This is a genomic window from Pseudomonas protegens CHA0, assembly GCF_000397205.1.
GTDB lineage: Bacteria > Pseudomonadota > Gammaproteobacteria > Pseudomonadales > Pseudomonadaceae > Aquipseudomonas > Aquipseudomonas protegens.
In genome coordinates, this window is the sequence record NC_021237.1 from 5,735,677 (window position 1) to 5,752,948 (window position 17,272).

Genomic DNA, 17,272 nt, shown 5'->3' on the forward strand with positions numbered 1-17,272 from the left:
CACCCCCAGGGCCGCGCCCGATGAAAGCCAGTCGCTCCAGCATCCCCGTATTCAAGCTCTACGGCGAAAACCAGGCCTGGCCGACTCCGGACCTGCTGCACTGTGAATCCATCCCCAAGCGCAGCAGCCTGCACCACTGGGAGATCAAGCCGCACCGCCACGCCGACCTGTATCAACTGCTCTATGTGCAAAGCGGACAGGCCCTGGTGGAAGTCGAAGGGCGCCGCGAGGACGTGCGCGAAGCAACCATCCAGGTGGTGCCGCCGCTGATGGTCCACGGCTTTCAGTTTTCCGAGAATATCGAGGGCTACGTGCTGACCCTGGGTGCGCCGCTGGTGGCCCAGCTGGAAAGCCAGCTGGGGGCGCCGCTGGCGGTCCTGGCCGCGGCCGGGCGCTACCCGGTGGGCCGTGACCGGCAGCGCCTCAACAGCCTGTTCAAGACCTTGCTGGAGGAATACGAAGGCAGCGCCTCGGCGCGGGACCTGCTGCTGCATTCGCTGGTCAACGTACTGCTGGTGTGGATCAGCCGCCGACGCCAGCAGAACGTGACGCCCAGCAACCGCAGCGAGCGCAACCAGCAACTGTTGGGGCACTTCATCAAGCTGGTGGAGCAGCATTACCAGGAGCACCCGACGGTGGAAGCCCTGGCCCATCGCATCGGCCTGTCCAGCGTGCACCTCAATACCCTGTGCCGGGAACTGGCCGGGCAGACCGCGCTGCAGATCATCCACCAGCGCCTGATGCTGGAGGCCAAGCGCAACCTGATCTACACCAACATCAGCATCAGCCAGCTCTCGGACAACCTGGGCTTCAGCGACCCCACCTACTTTTCCCGCTTCTTCAAGCGCCTCGGCGGCCAGACACCCAACGCCTTTCGCCAAGGCACCGGGCACACCCGCCAGGGCGGCTGAAGCCCAGGCAAAAAAAAGCCCGGGGCCAGTACCCCGGGCGTTCTATCGCCAGCACGCCTCAAGCCATCAGGCTTTGCGGGTACGCGGCAGGAAGATCGCCAGCACCCCGAACAGCGGCAGGAACGAGCACAGGTAGTACACATACTCGATGCCATGAATATCCGCCAGGTGCCCCAGCAGCGCCGCACCGATCCCGCCAAAACCGAACATCAGGCCGAAGAACACCCCGGCGATCATGCCAACGTTGCCCGGCACCAGTTCCTGGGCGTACACCACGATGGCGGAGAATGCCGAGGCCAGGATAAAGCCGATCACCACGCTCAGGACGCTGGTCCAGAACAGGTCGACATGGGGCAGCAACAGAGTGAACGGCGCCACCCCGAGGATCGAGAACCAGATCACTGCCTTGCGCCCGATCTTGTCGCCGATCGGGCCGCCGAAGAAGGTTCCCGCCGCCACGGCCCCCAGGAACAGGAACAGATGCAGTTGCGAGCTGGCCACCGACAGGTCGAATTTCTCGATCAGGTAGAAGGTGAAGTAGCTGGTGAAGCTGGCCATGTAGAAATACTTGGAAAACACCAGCAGCCCGAGGACCACCAGGGCGCTGATCACCCGGTTCCTGGACAGGCCGTGAGTCGCCGCCTGGCCCTGCTTGAGCTTGTACAGGCGCAGGTGGTTGGCATACCAGCGGCTGATGGCGTACAGCACCACCAGGGCAAACAGCGCGAACAGGCCGAACCAGGCCACATTGCCCTGGCCGTAGGGAATGATGATGGCCGCAGCCAGCAAGGGGCCGAAGGCGGTGCCGGCATTGCCGCCGACCTGGAAGCTCGACTGGGCCAGGCCATAGCGCCCGCCCGAGGCCAGCCGCGCGACCCGCGAAGCCTCCGGATGGAAGGTCGAGGAGCCAATGCCGATCAATGCTGCTGCCAGCAGGATCAAGGGAAAGCTGCCGACCTGGGACATCATCAGGATGCCGATCAGGGTGCAGATCATTCCCGCCGGCAGCAGGAATGGTTGAGGCCGGCGGTCGGTGTAGTAGCCGACCCAGGGCTGCAACAGCGACGCGGTCAGCTGGAAGGTCAGGGTAATCAGGCCGACCTGGGTGAAGGTCAGGCCGTAGCTGTCCTTGAGCATCGGGTAGATCGCCGGCAGCACTGCCTGGATCAAGTCGTTGATCAGGTGCGCCAGGGCCACCGCACCAATGATGCGCAGGACCAGGGGACTGCTTTGCGAAGCCGGGGAAGCCGTCGCGGCGACGCTCGGGGAGTTGCTGCTAGCCATAGGATTTTCCGTACAACGGGTGGGTGCACAGGGGCAGGTGCGTCAATGTGCCATTTTTCGGTGCAGTCGCGCCATCCCATTAGCTTGCTAACGAACCCCGATTCGCGCCTCGGGGAAATCCGCTTCCAGCTCGGCCTTGAGCCACTGGATAAACCATTCAACGTCCTCCGACCACTCGCTGGCCGGGGTCAGCACCCGGTAGCTTTCCAGCTGCACCTGGTCTTCCAGCACCCGCACCAGGGTGCCGGCCTTGAGCTCCTCGCGCACCAGCACTTCGTTGGCCAGGGCAATACCACCGCCGCTTTCCGCCACCGACAGCGCATGGTCGTTGTTCACGTAGATCAGGTCGGACGTGAGGTGGATATCCAGGCCATTGGCGGCAAACCACAGGTTCCACCACTCACCGTCATCGAAGTGGATCAACTCATGGCGGGCCAGGTCCGCCGGCTCGCGAATCGCCTCGATACTGGCCAGGTAGGCCGGGGTGCAGATGGGAAACACCCGGGGGCAGATCAGGCTGACCCGGGACTCGGCGTATTGCCCGTCCAGGCCGTAGGCGATCCCCAGGTCGCTGCTCTTGGCATCCACTTCGCTAAAGGTCGAGTTCGGCTCGATGGCGAACTTCAGGCCCGGGCGCACGTGGCGCAGCGCCTCCAGGCGCGGGGTCAGCCAGCGCTTGGCAAACCCCGGCACGACCATGATCCGCAGCCAGCGCTCGGCGGCCCTGGGCTGTACCTCGCGCCCGGCCTCGATGATCAGTTGCAGGGCGGCGGCGATCTTGCGGTGGTACTTCTCCCCCGCCGGGGTCAGGTTCACGCCGCGGGACGTGCGCTCGAACAGCTGCACCCCGAGCCAGTCCTCCAGCAGCTTCACGTGGCGGCCAATGGCCGGCTGGGTCACATGCAAGGCCCTTGAGGCTTCGACATAGCTGCCAAGACGGGCGGCGGCATCAAAAGCACGCACTGCATTCAACGGTGGCAAACGCTGCTCGACCATGATTTCGCCCGCCCCTTGCTATTAAATTTTTTAACAGCCGGTATGTTAAAATTGATGTTTCGCCCCCGCAACCCCTCACTGATAATCAGCCCCAGCAGAACCCGGTAAAACCCGCGCAAAGCCTGCAAAGACAAGCTTTCCACGCACCCGACACATTTCGATCCTGCCCAAGAAAAACAAGATCCATGGCCTGCACGACAGCTCATGGGGGAATCGGAGGTAAGGCATGAATGCCCTGCATGCGCTGCAAACGCTGGCGGTGTCCATCCGTTCAGTGCGCAAGGTCTACGGCGATCCACACAGCGGCCCGGTGGCCCTGAAGAACATCGACCTGGATATCCGCGACAACGAATTCTTCACCCTTCTCGGCCCCTCGGGCTGTGGCAAGACCACCCTCTTGCGGATGATCGCCGGGTTCGAGTTCCCGACCCAGGGCGAGATCCTTCTCTATGGCGAGAACATCGCCGACCGGCCGCCCTTCGAGCGCCCGGTGAACACGGTGTTCCAGCATTACGCACTGTTCCCCCACATGACCCTGGCCGAGAACCTGGCCTTCGGCCTGGAATCGCGCCCTATGGGCCAGGTATTGAGCAAGGCGCAGATCGCCGAGCGGGTGCGCGAGATGCTGGCCCTGGTGCAGATGGAGCGCTTTGCGGCGCGCAAGCCCAACCAGCTGTCCGGCGGCCAGCAGCAACGCATCGCCCTGGCCCGAGCCCTGGCCCCCCACCCCAAGGTACTGCTGCTGGACGAGCCGCTGTCGGCCCTGGACCTCAAGCTGCGCCAGGCCATGCGCGAAGAACTCAAGGCCATCCAGGCCAAGACCGGTATCACCTTCATCTTCGTCACCCACGACCAGGAAGAAGCCCTGACCCTGTCCGACCGCATCGCCGTGCTCTCCGAAGGCGAAGTGCAACAGGTGGGTCGCCCGGAAGAAATCTACGAGCAGCCGCGCAATCGCTTCGTCGCCGACTTTATCGGTGAAACCAACTTCATCCCGGCCACGGTCAGCCGCATCGAAGCAGGCCTGGCCTGGTTCAGCGGCCCCGCCGGGCAGGCGCTGCCGGCGCAACCCTGCACCACCGCCAAGGTCGGCCAGCAGGTCACCCTGTCGGTGCGCCCCGAGCGCTTGCACCTGCGCGGTGATGCCTCGCAAGGCGCCCTGGCGTGCCGTATCGAAGCGCTGATCTACCTGGGTACCGACCTGCAATACCAGGTCAGCCTCGGCGACGGCACGCGCCTCACCGTGCGCACGCCCAACAGCCTCGAACACCACCCGCGCCTGAGCGTAGGCAGCAGCGCCGGGCTGCTGTTCGAACGCGGCAGCGCCAGCGTCCTGCTGGATTGACCACGAGGATTCGCCATGCACGCCTCATCGATTTCCCATCATCTGGAACGGCGCAAAGCCTTGCGCAGCTTTCTCGGGGTCAGCCCGGCCCTGGTCGCCATCGGCCTGTTCCTGATCGTGCCGATCCTTATCGTCATCGGCTATTCGTTGATGGAAGCCAACCCCTACGGCGGGGTGAACAAGGTCTTCAGCAGCGACGCCTACACCTCCCTGCTGTTCGAACGGCAACTGGACGACAGCCTGGCCTTCGCCGACTCCTACCTGCTGATCGCCCTGCGCTCGATCGGCATCGCCGGGCTGACCACGGTGATCACCCTGCTGATCGGTTTTCCGGTAGCGGTGTGGCTGGCGATGCAGCCAGTGCAGCGCCGCGGCCTGCTGATCTTCCTGATCACCGTGCCGTTCTGGGCCAACCTGCTGATCCGCACCTACGCCTGGATCCTGCTGCTGCGCAACACCGGGGTGATCAACAACAGCCTGATGGGGCTGGGGGTCATCCACGAGCCGTTGCAGTTGCTGTACACCGACGGTGCGGTGCTGCTGGGGCTGGTCTACACCTACGCGCCCTTCGTGGTGCTGCCGATCTACGCCACCCTGGAAAAGATGGACACCCGCCTGCTGGAAGCGGCCCAGGACCTCTACGCCGGGCGCATTCGGACCCTGCGCAAGGTGGTGCTGCCCATTGCCAAGCCGGGAATTTTCGCCGGGGCGATCCTGACTTTCGTGCCCTGCCTGGGAGCGATGATCGCCCCGGAACTGCTGGGGGGCGGCACCCGGATGATGCTTGGCAACCTGATCTTCCGGCAGTTCAGCGATGCCCGTAACTGGCCCTTCGGCGCCGCCCTGTCGCTGGTGCTGATGGCCGCGGTGATGCTGGTACTGACCGTCTACGCCCTGCGCGCCCAGCGCCAGAAAACCCTTCAGGAGGGTGCATGATGATCCGCCTGTTCAAGCGCAACGGCCTCGGTGTCCAGGACTTTCCCGGCTTCGGCGGTTTCAGCTTCCTGTTCTACCTGTACCTCTACGCGCCGATCCTGGTGCTGGTGGTGTTCTCCTTCAACGCCAACCAGTCGGCCACGGTGTGGAGCGGCTTCAGCCTCGACTGGTACCGCGCGGCGTTCGCCAACCAGGCCCTGCGCCAGGCGGCAGGCAACAGCCTGCTGATCGCCGTGTGCGCCAGCATGGCGGCCACCGCCATCGCCACCCTGGCGGCCCTGGGCACCTCACGCGGGGCGAAGTTCAAGGGCCTGCAACTGTCCATGGGCGCCATCATGCTGCCCCTGGTGCTACCGGAAATCGTCGTCGGCGTGGCCACCCTGGCGCTGTTCTCTACCCTGGGGCTGTCCCTGGGCTACGGCAACCTGATCATCGCCCACACGGTGTTCTGCATCCCCTTCGCCTATTTGCCGATCCGCGCCCGCCTCAACGACATGGACCTGTCCCTGGAACACGCCGCGGCAGACCTGTACGCCGGCCCCTGGCGCACCTTCCGCAAGGTGACCCTGCCGCTGCTGATGCCGGGGATCGTCTCCGGGCTGATGCTGGCCTTCATCGTCTCCCTGGATAACTTCGTGATCTCGATGATGGTGTCCCAGGCCGGCACCACCACCCTGCCGATCTTCATCTTCGGCCTGTTGCGCATGGGCGTGACACCCGACGTCAACGCCGTGTCGACGCTGATCCTCGGCGTCTCGGTGCTGTTCGTCAGCCTCTCTTATCTGCTGAGCAAGAAACACGCTTGAACCTTCCACTGACCTTGGGGAAATGACATGAGCAAGTTGATCGCAAGCCTGGGTACCTCGTTGTTGCTGAGCCTGCCACTGGCGGTGCAGGCCGCCGAGAAACTCAACGTCGTGAGCTGGAGCGGCTACTTTTCGCCGGAAATTCTCGCCAAGTTCCAGACGCAGACCGGTATCGAGGTCACGGTGGATTCCTACGATTCCAACGAAACCCTGCTGGCCAAGCTGAAACAGGGCGGCACCGGTTATGACGTGGCGATCCCCTCCCACCAGTTCATCCCGATCCTGATCAAGGAGCAGTTGCTGGAGCGCTTCGACCCGGCCAAGCAGCCCTATTACGCCAGCGTGGTCGACAACCTGAAGAACCCGACCTGGGACCCGGAAGGCGCCTACTCGGTGCCCTTCATCTGGGGCACCACCAGCGTGGTGCTCAACGGCGAGCGCTACAAAGGCCCGAGCGACAGTTACAAGGTGCTCTACGAGCCGCCAGCGGAGCTGCAGGGGCGGATCAACATGTTCGACTCGGTGAGCGAAGTGATCGATATGGCAAGCCTGTACCTGAACATTCCGCTGTGCAGCGAAGACCCCAAGCAGATGCAGCAGATCCTTGGCCTGCTCAAGGCGCAGAAGCCCTTCGTCAAGACCTACAGCTCCAAGGCCGGGGCGATCCGCGAGAACCTGGCGGCCGGGGAAATCGACATGTCGATGTTCTGGGGCGGATCGTCCATGCGTGCCCGGGAGATGAAGCCCGGCCTGAAGTACCTCTATCCGAAAGAAGGCGTGCTGGCCTGGGTGGACAACATGGTCATCCCCAAGGGCAGCAAGAACCCGGCAAACGCCAAGGCCTTCATCGCCTTCCTCAGCCAGCCTGAGAACGCCGCCATGACCCAGAACTTCCTCAAGCACCAGAGCCCGATCAAGGGCGTCGAACCCTTCCTCGACGCCGGCCTGAAGGACGCCCCCGAGCTGCACATTCCCGAGGGTACCAAGGTGGTCTTCAGCCAGACCTGCGGCGAAGGCGCAATCCGCCTTGCCGACCGCCTGTGGACCAACCTGATGCGCTGAGCAGTGTTGACTTGCCGCCCCGGTCTGGATGCCGGGGCGTTTCTAAAGCCGTTTGAAAGGCCCTCCTGCCATGATCGCCAAGCCCCCCAGCGAACTGGTCCTGCTTCAGGCCCATGAACTCGCCGAGCGTATCCGCCTGCGTCAGGTTTCCTGCCGGGAAGTGATGCAGACCTACCTTGCCCACATCGAGCACTACAACCCCCTGGTCAATGCCCTGGTCAGCCTGCAACCGGCCGAAGCCCTGCTGGCCGAGGCCGACCGGCGCGACGCCGAACTGGCCCGTGGCGAATATCGCGGCTGGATGCACGGCCTGCCCCACGCGATCAAGGACCTGTCCCTGACCCACGGCATCCGCACCACCCTGGGTTCGCCGCTGTACCGGGATTTCATCCCCGAGCGCGACGGCATCATGGTGGAACGGATCAAGGCCGCCGGGGCGATCCTGATCGGCAAGAGCAACACCCCGGAATTCGGCCTCGGCTCCCAGACCTACAACCCACTGTTCGGCGCCACCGGCTGCGCCTATGACCCGAGCAAGACCGCCGGCGGCAGCAGTGGCGGCGCCGCCGCAGCCCTGGCCCTGCACCTGGTACCGGTGGCCGACGGTAGCGACATGATGGGTTCGCTGCGCAACCCGGCGGCCTTCAACAACATCTTCGGTTTTCGCCCGTCCCAGGGCCGGGTGCCGTTCGACGACAGCAGCGACCTGTTCATCGACCAGCTCGGCTACGAAGGCCCCATGGCCCGCAGCGTGCGCGACGCAGCCCTGCTGCTGTCGGTGCAGGCCGGGGGCGATGCGCGGGCGCCGCTGTCCATCGCCGAATCCGGCCAGGGCTTCGCCGCCCCGCTGGAACGTGACTTCAAGGGCACGCGCCTGGGTTGGCTGGGGGACTTCAACGGTTACCTGCCAATGGAAAAGGGCCTGCTGGAGCTCTGCGAAAAGGCCTTGGGCGATTTCCGCAGCCTGGGTTGCAGCGTAGAACCGGCCAGCCCCGACTTCGCCCCCGAGCGTCTGTGGAGCAGCTGGCGCACCCTGCGCCACTGGATGGTCGCTGGGTCCCTGGGCAGCACCTATGCCGATCCACAGAAACGCACACAGCTCAAGGACGAGGCCATCTGGGAAGTGGAGAACGGCCTCAAGCTCTCCGCCAGTCAGGTATTCGAAGCCTCAGTGATTCGTAGCGACTGGTACCGCGCCATCTCCCGGCTGTTCGAACGCTTCGATTACCTGCTGCTGCCCAGCGCCCAGGTCTTCCCCTTCGACAAGAACATACCCTGGCCGCGCAACATCGAAGGCGTGGCCATGGACACCTACCACCGCTGGATGGAGGTGGTGATTCCCGGCACCTTGTCCGGCTGCCCGGTGGCCAGCGTCCAGGCCGGATTCAATGCCAACGGCCTGCCCATGGGCTTGCAGATCATCGGCAAGCACCAGGCCGACTTCGCCGTCCTGCAATTGGCCCACGCCTACGAACAGGCCAGCCGCTGGTTCCAGCGCTGCCCATCGCCACTGATTTTCGGGGGAAAGGGATAAACGGTTGATAGCGTAGATAATTTTTTTATAAAAACGCTTGACGCATTGTCGTTCCGAGCGAATAATGCGCGCCACTTGGCTACATAGCTCAGTTGGTTAGAGCATAGCATTCATAATGCTGGGGTCCGGGGTTCAAGTCCCTGTGTAGCCACCAAGTACAGATCCATAGATGTCTATAGCAGTCTATGAATCACCTCAAGAAGCCCGCCTAGTGCGGGCTTTCTTGTTTCTGGCTGTCCACCTCTATCTACCCCTATCCTTCCCCTCCGTGTATGCCCACATGTATGCTTCATAGATAATTGAACTGAAGGCATACAAGGATGAAACGCACAGATATCAAGCGACGCCCTCTCGCTGACACGACACTTTCCAGCCTGGAGCCTGAGGCCGGGGCATACCGCGAACTAGACAGCCCAGGGCTGTATTTCAGGGTCAAGCCAAACGGCCAAAAGTCCTGGGAGTTACGCTACAAGAAGCCGGACGGTAAATGGTCATGGCTTGGTCTTGGCGGCTACCCGGAAGTGGGTGGCGCTTTCGCTCGACAGAAAGCGGCTGATCTACGCTCCGACGCATCGGAAGGTAAGAACCCGATCACCTCCAAGAAAGCTCGCCAAGCCGCCGAGATCGATGCGGCCAACGACACCTTTGAAGCATTGGCAAGGGAGTGGCACACGTCTCGTCTTAGCGGATGGGATGCCGGTACGGCCAAAAGGATACTTGGCGCACTCGAACGCCATGTATTCCCCTCGCTCGGCAAACGACCCTACACCTCAATCATGTCGATGGAGTGGATGGAGCTATTGAGAGGGCTTGAGCGTCAGGGGATTCTGGAACAGATGAGCCGTGTGAGGGCTTACTGCAAAGATATCTATGACCTGGCTCGAGTGACCGGTAGAGCAGTCAACAATCCGTTGGAGGGTGTGCATAAATTTCTGTCCTCTGGAAAGGCAGAGAACTACGCCCACGTCTCCCCTGATGAGCTTCCAGGGTTACTCCGAGCGATACGCTCCTACCCCCACGCCAAAGATGTTCAGCTTGGCCTGCGGCTGTTGACCCTGATAGCTGTACGTCCCAGCGAACTCCGAGAGGCACATTGGGTAGAGTTCGACTTCGACAAAAAGCTATGGACCATTCCTGTCGAGCGCAAGGGACGGAAGAAAGGTCGTGAGCATCTGGTGCCACTATGCACCCAAGCGGTCGAAGCACTATCGGAGCTACGGCAATTCACCGGCGCTTACCCACTCCTATTTCCAGGTAGAAGCGACCACACCAAACCCCGCAGCGATACCGTTTTCCTCATGGCACTCAGACGCCTAGGTTACGAAGGTCGCCAGACTGGGCATGGCTTCCGCCACATCGCCAGTACAATTCTTAACGAGCATGGCTATCCTGCTGACCATATCGAGGCCCAACTCAGCCACAAGGCACAAGGTGTAAGGGGGATTTACAACAAGGCTCAGTACCTCGAGCAACGCACACAGATGATGCAGTGGTATGCAGATCACCTTGACGCATTAGAGACCGACAATGTTGTGCGGGGCCAATTTGGAAAGGCGATATGAGAGCACATACCCTGCCCCCCTCAAAACGAGGTGTAACTGGTGTTACTCGTGTAACAGCTCTCGCCAAACGCCCGGTTTCATTGGCCTTCACCACCGTTACACAATTGAGCGGCCCGGCGTATCTCCGATGTAACGCGGCCCCGGCGTGTAACGCCAAAGTCAACGCCCGGGCGCTGTGGACAGATGGTCTGCAACCGAGCCTACCAAGCGACTTTCGCTGGCTCCGACTTTCAAGCGCAGGGCGTGGGACTCTTCGTTACACGGCGCCTGAGACACTCGGTAATGGTTGATCACCACCTCACATTGTATTCGGTGTTAAGCCGCGGCCTGCTCAAATATCACTCAGCGCAACCGCTCTATGATCTCTGCCGTGGACAGGTCGCTGACGCCTGCCACCTGATCGACCAGTGTTGGCTGCGCATTCATTGCGACGATATCAATAAAGATCTCGCCAGCATGTGCATCCATACGTCGATCCATGAGGAGACCATTTTTCAATATGCCTCAACCGATACTAGGGGACGCCTCGCGTATTGGGTCCGTCAGTACAGCAAATGTGAATCCGCTTCGGAGCGCGACGCGCATACCGCGTACATCATGGCTTGTGCCGTAAAAGCGCTGGAGACATTAGCTAACTGGATGCAAAAAGCCGATCAAGAGGCTTGGTCACATACCACTGCCTCCCCTACCGACTGGCCTTGGGACCTCTACTGCCAGTTCGTAGAGATGCAGGCCGATCCGAACAAGCGTATTGAGGCGCTTGATCAGTACGCACTCTATCTGGAACCGATCACGTCCCTACCCTGCCTGATTGACGATGAACTGATACCCATTGCCGACCGAGCGATTAAGAATGCGATCCGCAAAAAAGGCGGAATAATCAGCAGCATTGAGCGTAGTGAGGAAACTCACGCTCGAGATGCCGCGATAGTTAAACAGGCGCGTCACTACCTATCGGCAGGGATGTCAGAACGTAACGTCGCAACAGCGGTGCATGCCTGGCTAACGCGTGCAGTCGCCAAACCACACAAGCAACGCCCTGAGTGGGTCACTCTCGAAACCGAAAAGGCGCTGACTCGCAAAAGCATTGAGGCCATTCTCAAACGAAATTTCGTGGTGTAACTGAAATTTCAATTGGAAGTGAACTGCTCACCGCCGATTAATCTCTAGACCATTGCTCTCGCCAGTCCAAACCTATCGAGAGCAATGCCTATGAGTACCTCTGTAACCGAGATTTCCCGCAAAGCACCTGCCAACTCTCCCTCGCTGTTTGATGCCGCCTCGACCCTGATCCGCATGCGCGAGGTTGAAGGCATCGTGGGCATGAAGCGCTCGACCATCTACAAGCTCATGCAGCGTCCCGACTGCGGCTTTCCCCAACCCGTCAAACTCAGCAACAGCAACGCCCGTGGCGCTCCCGTGGCCTGGGTGCTTTCTGAAGTACAAGCGTGGGCACGCAGCCGCATCGAGGCCCGTGATCAGGTGGCCGCATGAATCGCGAGATTGCCCAAAACGCCAAGATGCATCCCTTCTCCAAACTGCGCCAGATCGGCTTCTCGCAACGCCTCATGCAACGCCTAGAGCGCTACCGCACTCAGCAGGAAAAAAAGGGCCGTGTGGTCAGCGTGCTGAGCTGGGACGACGGCACCTGGTGCGCCCTCTCACTTCACTGCGAAGAGTTCGCGATGGTGATCGTCGATGAAGGCCAGCAGATCGACGCCTACGAAGACGCTCGCTCCTGCATCGATGGCGACTTCCTTCCGCTGCTGTCCCTGCGCTGGGAAATCCATGCCTGAAACGAAAACGCCCCCGGGGGCAATCCGGAGGCGTTGAGGTCAATCTACATGCACAGACAATTTATGCCGCACCTGAAAAGCCCGCAAGCCATCGGCGCAGTTGCACTTTCAAAAAACGGACGTTACTCTCTGGTCGTCGCTGCAAATTCAGCGACCGGGTTTGGCGACCCGATCAACAATAGGCGCACAGGCGCCCCCATTACGATTGCAGGCGCTTTTTTTGTGCCCGCATTCCTGTTTTATGGCGGCTGTGCGTGGGAGACCTTCGGGTCTGCCGGGTTCCTATTGTCCCGGTTCGCCAACCTGCGCACAGCTGCCACCCTAATTCGTTTGGCGACGAAGCGTGGCAGCTCCTCAACAATAGGAGTTCCACCCATGCACGCCCTCAATCCGTCCAAAATTCGCGCCGCTGCTCATCGAGCAATGGCTCTCGCCGCTTTACACGCAAACTCCAGCCTCGCTACACGCCTTTCCCGTTACAACGCCCATATGTCCAAGGCTCGTGCCCTGGAAGCCGCAGGGGGTGCCCAATGAGCATGCTCCCAGGCTTTTCACTGCCCGAGGATCTACTCTGCGTCAGCCAAGATGCTGAAGCCGGTATTCCCATCGACGCCATCACCTGCGCCTTGGACCGTGCCGATTCAGTTCTGATGCTGCTGGAAGATCACTTAGACGGCGATAAACCCGCGCTCTCTAACCGCGTGCTGTCATCCGTAATCTGGGACGTACGCGGCACCTTGGGCTTGATCAAAACACTCGCCTTGTACGGTGACGCCTCCTCTGTGCCAATGGGCCAGAAAGGCGGTGCCCTGTGAACACTGCCACTACTCTTGGGCGTGCCGAGTTCTCGTGTGCCAACGACACCCAGCAGAAATTATTTCGGGTGAATGCAGGCGTGCCTCTTGAGGATGCGCTTGAAGCAATTTCACTGTTTCAGCACTACGCCAATCAACTGACCCTCGATGCCGCCATGAGTGACGAAGGCGAGCGTTTCAGTTGGCCGGCGTTCTATCTGGGCGAGATGGCTAAAGCGCTAATTGATGACGTGAACGATGCACTGTGTGCAGCGAGTACAGCGCCATGACTCAGCGCACCGGCAACACCTCAAAACGCCCCAGCTTTGCCGACGTAAAAAGCGCTGCTTTGAAGAACATCGAATGCGTTCTTACTCATTGGCTGCCAAACGGCAAACGGGTCGACGGCGGAAAGGAATACACCGCACCGAACCCCACGCGCACGGACAAACGCGCTGGCTCACTCAAGGTGAATTTGAGCAAAGGCACCTGGGCGGATTTTGCCACCGGCGATAAGGGCGGCGACCTGATCGATCTGGTGCGCTACATCGACGGCGGCACCGACGTTGAGGCCTGTAAAAAGCTGGCGAATCTGCTCAGCGTTTCCGCAGGATCTGCAACCGCCAAAAACGCACCGACCAAGCCAGCAGCGCCGGAGTGGATCGCGCTTCAGCCGGTCCCGGTCGAGGCCATGAACAAGTGCCCAGCCAAGCACCGACAACACGGCGCCCCGTCCAAGGTTTGGATCTATCGCGATGCGCAGGGCCAACCGGTCATGGCGCTGTATCGCTTCGACTTAGGTCCAGATGAAGACGGCAAGCCGCGAAAAGTCTTTGCGCCGTTGACCTGGTGCAAGCGTTCCGATGGGCAAACCACACAATGGCGCTGGCAAGGCCTGCCTGAGCCTAGGCCACTGCTGCGCCTGGATGAGCTAGTACAGCGCACCGATGCGGCTGTGGTGTTGTGTGAAGGCGAAAAGGCCGCTGACGCCGCTGCTGAACTCATGCCCGACCACGTAGCCACCTGCTGGCCGAACGGCTCCAACTCTTGGCATAAGGCTGACCTGACGCCACTCAAAGGACGCACGGTGGTCCTGTGGCCGGATAACGATGCCAGCGGCAAGACCTGCATGGACGCCATCGAGCTCAAGCTGAATGAGCTGAGCGCCGCCTCAGTAAAACGAATATCGCTCGACGTGTTCAAGCTCAAGCCCAGCAGCAAAGGCGGCAAGCCTACGCTGATCAAGGGTGGAAAATGGGCAGACGGCGATGACGCAGCGGATGCGTTAGCCAAAGGCTGGACCGCTGGTCACGTCGCCGAGCTGGTGCGCAGCGGTGAGTTTTTCGGCGGTGCCTCTGAGCCAACTGAACCCCAAGAACAGACGGCCAAGGCGCCCGCCAAACGTCCTGCCAAATCGAAGCACGACCTGTTGCCAGGCGGCTTTCGCCTGACGCCTGAAGGGGTGTTTTATTCCGGCGATGATGGCGAGGCGCGTCCTGTGTGTTCGCCTCTCGAAATCATCGCCCGCACTCGCGACGACAAGGGCCACAACTGGGGCTTGCTGGTTGAATTCGACGACCCAGACGGAGCCAAAAAACGCTGGAACATTCCGGCCAGGACCATGACCGGCGACTTCGGCAAAGACGTACTCGGCCCGCTGGTAGACATGGGCCTACGCCTTGCCGGAAGCCGATCAGGGCGCAACGCACGCAATGACCTGCAGAGTTACCTTGGCGGCTTCGACAGCGCCCAGCGCGCACGCTTGGTGACGCGCTTGGGCTGGCACGACAATGCGTTTCTATTGCCCGAACAACAGATCGGCTCGCACGCCGAACACCTGCATTTTTATGAAGCCGGGGCGCAGCTTCCACCCATCAACGAGGCGGGTTCTCTGGAGCAGTGGCAGCAGCAAATCGGCGCGCTATGCATCGGTAACCACCGCTTAGCGTTTGTCGTCTCTGTGGCGTTTGCAGGGCCTCTGCTGAACCTGCTAGGTCATGAGTCGGGTGGCTTCCACCTATACGGCGACAGCTCCGGGGGCAAGACCACTCACCTGCAAGTCGCTGCTTCGGTTTATGGCGGGCCGCGCCTGGTGCGTTCATGGCGCTCGACAGATAACGCCCTGGAGTCCATCGCAGCCGCCCATTCAGACGGGCTCCTGGTGCTGGATGAAATCGGCATGTGTGACCCACGCATTATTGGCGAGACGGTGTACATGCTCGGCAATGGCACGGGTAAAGCCCGGGCGAATGATCGAGGACAAGCGGGCCGACAGGTGCAGGAGTGGCGCTTGCTGTTTCTCTCGACCGGCGAGAAGACGTTGGCGCAGCACATGGCGGATGCAAACAAGGAGCTGAAAGCGGGCATGGAGGTGCGCATGCTTGCGGTGCCTGCGGATGCGAACAAAGGCCTCGGCATGTTCGATGTGCTGAATGGTTTTGAGGATGCTGCTGCCCTCTCCGATGCGCTCAAGGCCCGTGTAGCCAAATACTACGGCACGCCCCTCACCGCCTTCCTGCACGCACTGTGCGCGCCAGGAGAAATGCTCAGATGGACGGTGATCATTCGCCGCACGGTGGAGCAGCTCATCACGCAAAACCTACCTGCATCGGCCAGTGGGCAAGCCCAACGTGCAGCCCTTCGCTTTGGCATCGCAGCAGCGGCCGGAGAGTTGGCCACCGCCTTTGGCGTCACCGGTTGGCCTGATGGTACGGCCACGACTGCTGCGCGGGTTTGCCTGCATGCATGGCTGGCTGAGCGCGGCGGCGCCGGTAACTTCGAGGGCGATGCGATTTTGGCGCGGCTGAGACAGGTCATCGAGCGCTTTGGAGAAAGTCGCTTTACCCGCTGGGAATCTGCCGCCGCCAAGATCGATGAGCACGGCCCACGCACGATTGATCGGTTGGGCTTTCGCAAGACGATGGAACACGGCATGGGCGATGCACTGCACACCACCAACACCTATTACGTGCTGCCGGAAGCATGGCGCTCCGAGATCTTCCGAGGAATGAACCTAAGTGCGGTCAACAAAGAGCTTTTGCGAAGGGGTGTTCTAGAGCCAGGAAAGGACGGCAAAGCTTCAACCGCAGTGCGGCTACCCGGACTGGGCTTGCAACGCTGCTATGTGGTTATCGCAGTGCCCGAACAAGGTGATCACGGCGCCCAGGCGGCCTAAGAATGGCCCCGCAATGAGGAATGCAGGCTCACTTTGGCCTGGCCCGCCAGCGGAAAAAAATCAATCAACCTCTCACCCTTGGGACTCAACATGAACCAGCTAAAACAGCAACAAGCCGCACTGATTCAAGAACTGGAAGCCTTGGAACAAAGCCTTCCACAACTGGAAACCGAGTGGCGTAACGCGCCGTGTGGCTTCAGTGCTATTGGCAACCCAATTGGAAGCCCGGAAGCCAGCGAAGCTGCGGATAAAATATCCAGTGCCGAAGCTCGTATACGAGCGATACCTCACGACTTGGCAGCAATTGATCGGAAGATTCAACACCTAGAACGCCTGGAAAAAAACGATCAAATTAAAGTCGAATCCATCCAAGCAATGACCGATGCGACAGCCGAAATAGAAGCGTTGGAGCGAAAAAGAGCGCACTTAAGTGAGCGGTTTAAGGCGATTCAATCTGAAGCCGATCAAGCACTGGAAAACGCGCAACAAGCCGAGCGCGACGCTGCAACGTCCTACGCCAAAAGCCTCGCCAGTGGTGATACCGAAGGGGAAAAATCGGCAAGCGGCGAAATGCAAAAGGCCGCTAAGCAACTGGCGACAACGGACGAGCAGGTCAGAAGGCAAGACCTGATCCTCGGTGCTCTGCAAGTAGAGCTCGATACTCTTGAGACTCAAATTACGAATGCCCGCCAACGGTGCGATGACGCCAGGGTCACAGCACTGAGTGCAGTAGATTTTGCGCTTAATGAGGAGTGGAATGCTGCAACCGAACGGCTGATGGCTTTGGGAGCACGCATATTAGCCGTCAGCCACCAAAAAGGGGGAATGGGCGATTCTTTGTCCGGATTGAAGGTGCCTCGCTTCGGCCCCTTCCATTCGAAACTTGAGCGTTCCGATCTATCAGCGTTAGCCCGTAACATCTCCCTGGAGGAACTACTCGCAGCGTAACCCCTAAGCAGCCCGCACCGGCGGGCTGCTTACTCCGTCCGGCATCCTACGTTACTAGGCAAATGCGGACAGTCATTAACACCCGAAAAAGACGCTCTGCTGAGTCCAACCCGAGCGCGCGCT

Annotated in this window: 16 protein-coding genes and 1 tRNA gene; 15 read left to right on the plus strand and 2 right to left on the minus strand. The window is 60.7% G+C overall.

Features of this window, described 5'->3' with window-relative positions; genetic code table 11:
• Positions 1-20: 20 nt before the first annotated feature.
• A complete protein-coding gene (locus PFLCHA0_RS25595; protein ID WP_015636982.1) occupies positions 21-911 on the plus strand; it encodes a helix-turn-helix domain-containing protein in 891 nt (296 codons plus the stop codon).
• Positions 912-977: 66 nt separating this feature from the next.
• On the opposite strand, the gene PFLCHA0_RS25600 is transcribed toward PFLCHA0_RS25595, so the two are convergent.
• Positions 978-2,195: an MFS transporter gene (locus PFLCHA0_RS25600; protein ID WP_011063417.1), complete on the minus strand. Its 1,218-nt coding sequence runs from the start codon at positions 2,193-2,195 to the stop codon at positions 978-980.
• An 87-nt stretch (positions 2,196-2,282) separates the two neighbouring features.
• Positions 2,283-3,191 (minus strand): LysR substrate-binding domain-containing protein, encoded by a 909-nt coding sequence (locus PFLCHA0_RS25605; RefSeq protein ID WP_015636983.1) that lies wholly within the window; start codon positions 3,189-3,191, stop codon positions 2,283-2,285.
• 226 nt (positions 3,192-3,417) lie between these two features.
• Here PFLCHA0_RS25605 and PFLCHA0_RS25610 point away from each other — a divergent pair, with 226 nt between their 5' ends.
• The 14 genes from PFLCHA0_RS25610 (at position 3,418) to PFLCHA0_RS25675 (ending at position 17,149) form a co-directional block, all read left to right on the plus strand.
• Positions 3,418-4,536 carry an ABC transporter ATP-binding protein gene (locus PFLCHA0_RS25610; protein ID WP_015636984.1) on the plus strand — a complete coding sequence of 373 codons (1,119 nt, stop codon included), beginning with the start codon at positions 3,418-3,420 and terminating at the stop codon, positions 4,534-4,536.
• 15 nt (positions 4,537-4,551) lie between these two features.
• A complete protein-coding gene (locus tag PFLCHA0_RS25615; protein ID WP_015636985.1) occupies positions 4,552-5,472 on the plus strand; it encodes an ABC transporter permease in 921 nt (306 codons plus the stop codon).
• On the plus strand, positions 5,469-6,278 hold the full coding sequence (locus PFLCHA0_RS25620; RefSeq protein ID WP_015636986.1) for an ABC transporter permease: 810 nt from the start codon (positions 5,469-5,471) through the stop codon (positions 6,276-6,278). The genes PFLCHA0_RS25615 and PFLCHA0_RS25620 overlap by 4 nt, the downstream gene beginning before the upstream one ends.
• A gap of 27 nt (positions 6,279-6,305) precedes the next feature.
• On the plus strand, positions 6,306-7,340 hold the full coding sequence (locus PFLCHA0_RS25625) for an ABC transporter substrate-binding protein (protein ID WP_015636987.1): 1,035 nt from the start codon (positions 6,306-6,308) through the stop codon (positions 7,338-7,340).
• 70 nt (positions 7,341-7,410) lie between these two features.
• Positions 7,411-8,874 (plus strand): amidase, encoded by a 1,464-nt coding sequence (locus PFLCHA0_RS25630; protein WP_015636988.1) that lies wholly within the window; start codon positions 7,411-7,413, stop codon positions 8,872-8,874.
• 77 nt (positions 8,875-8,951) lie between these two features.
• Positions 8,952-9,028, plus strand: a tRNA-Met gene (locus PFLCHA0_RS25635).
• A 166-nt stretch (positions 9,029-9,194) separates the two neighbouring features.
• Entirely contained in the window at positions 9,195-10,436 is a 1,242-nt protein-coding gene (locus PFLCHA0_RS25640; protein WP_015636989.1) for a tyrosine-type recombinase/integrase, read from the plus strand.
• Between the two features lie 282 nt (positions 10,437-10,718).
• Entirely contained in the window at positions 10,719-11,558 is an 840-nt protein-coding gene (locus PFLCHA0_RS32045; protein ID WP_041752564.1) for a hypothetical protein, read from the plus strand.
• Positions 11,559-11,648: 90 nt separating this feature from the next.
• Positions 11,649-11,930 (plus strand): helix-turn-helix transcriptional regulator, encoded by a 282-nt coding sequence (locus PFLCHA0_RS25650; RefSeq protein ID WP_041752566.1) that lies wholly within the window; start codon positions 11,649-11,651, stop codon positions 11,928-11,930.
• A complete protein-coding gene (locus tag PFLCHA0_RS25655; protein WP_015636992.1) occupies positions 11,927-12,232 on the plus strand; it encodes a hypothetical protein in 306 nt (101 codons plus the stop codon). The genes PFLCHA0_RS25650 and PFLCHA0_RS25655 overlap by 4 nt, the downstream gene beginning before the upstream one ends.
• A gap of 530 nt (positions 12,233-12,762) precedes the next feature.
• A complete protein-coding gene (locus PFLCHA0_RS25660) occupies positions 12,763-13,047 on the plus strand; it encodes a hypothetical protein (RefSeq protein WP_015636993.1) in 285 nt (94 codons plus the stop codon).
• A complete protein-coding gene (locus PFLCHA0_RS25665; protein WP_041752568.1) occupies positions 13,044-13,316 on the plus strand; it encodes a DUF3077 domain-containing protein in 273 nt (90 codons plus the stop codon). Before PFLCHA0_RS25660 ends, PFLCHA0_RS25665 begins: the two co-directional genes overlap by 4 nt.
• Complete coding sequence (locus tag PFLCHA0_RS25670; RefSeq protein ID WP_015636995.1) at positions 13,313-16,201, plus strand: DUF927 domain-containing protein; 2,889 nt, start codon at positions 13,313-13,315, stop codon at positions 16,199-16,201. The genes PFLCHA0_RS25665 and PFLCHA0_RS25670 overlap by 4 nt, the downstream gene beginning before the upstream one ends.
• A gap of 90 nt (positions 16,202-16,291) precedes the next feature.
• Positions 16,292-17,149: a coiled-coil domain-containing protein gene (locus tag PFLCHA0_RS25675; RefSeq protein ID WP_015636996.1), complete on the plus strand. Its 858-nt coding sequence runs from the start codon at positions 16,292-16,294 to the stop codon at positions 17,147-17,149.
• The last annotated feature ends 123 nt before the right edge of the window (positions 17,150-17,272 follow it).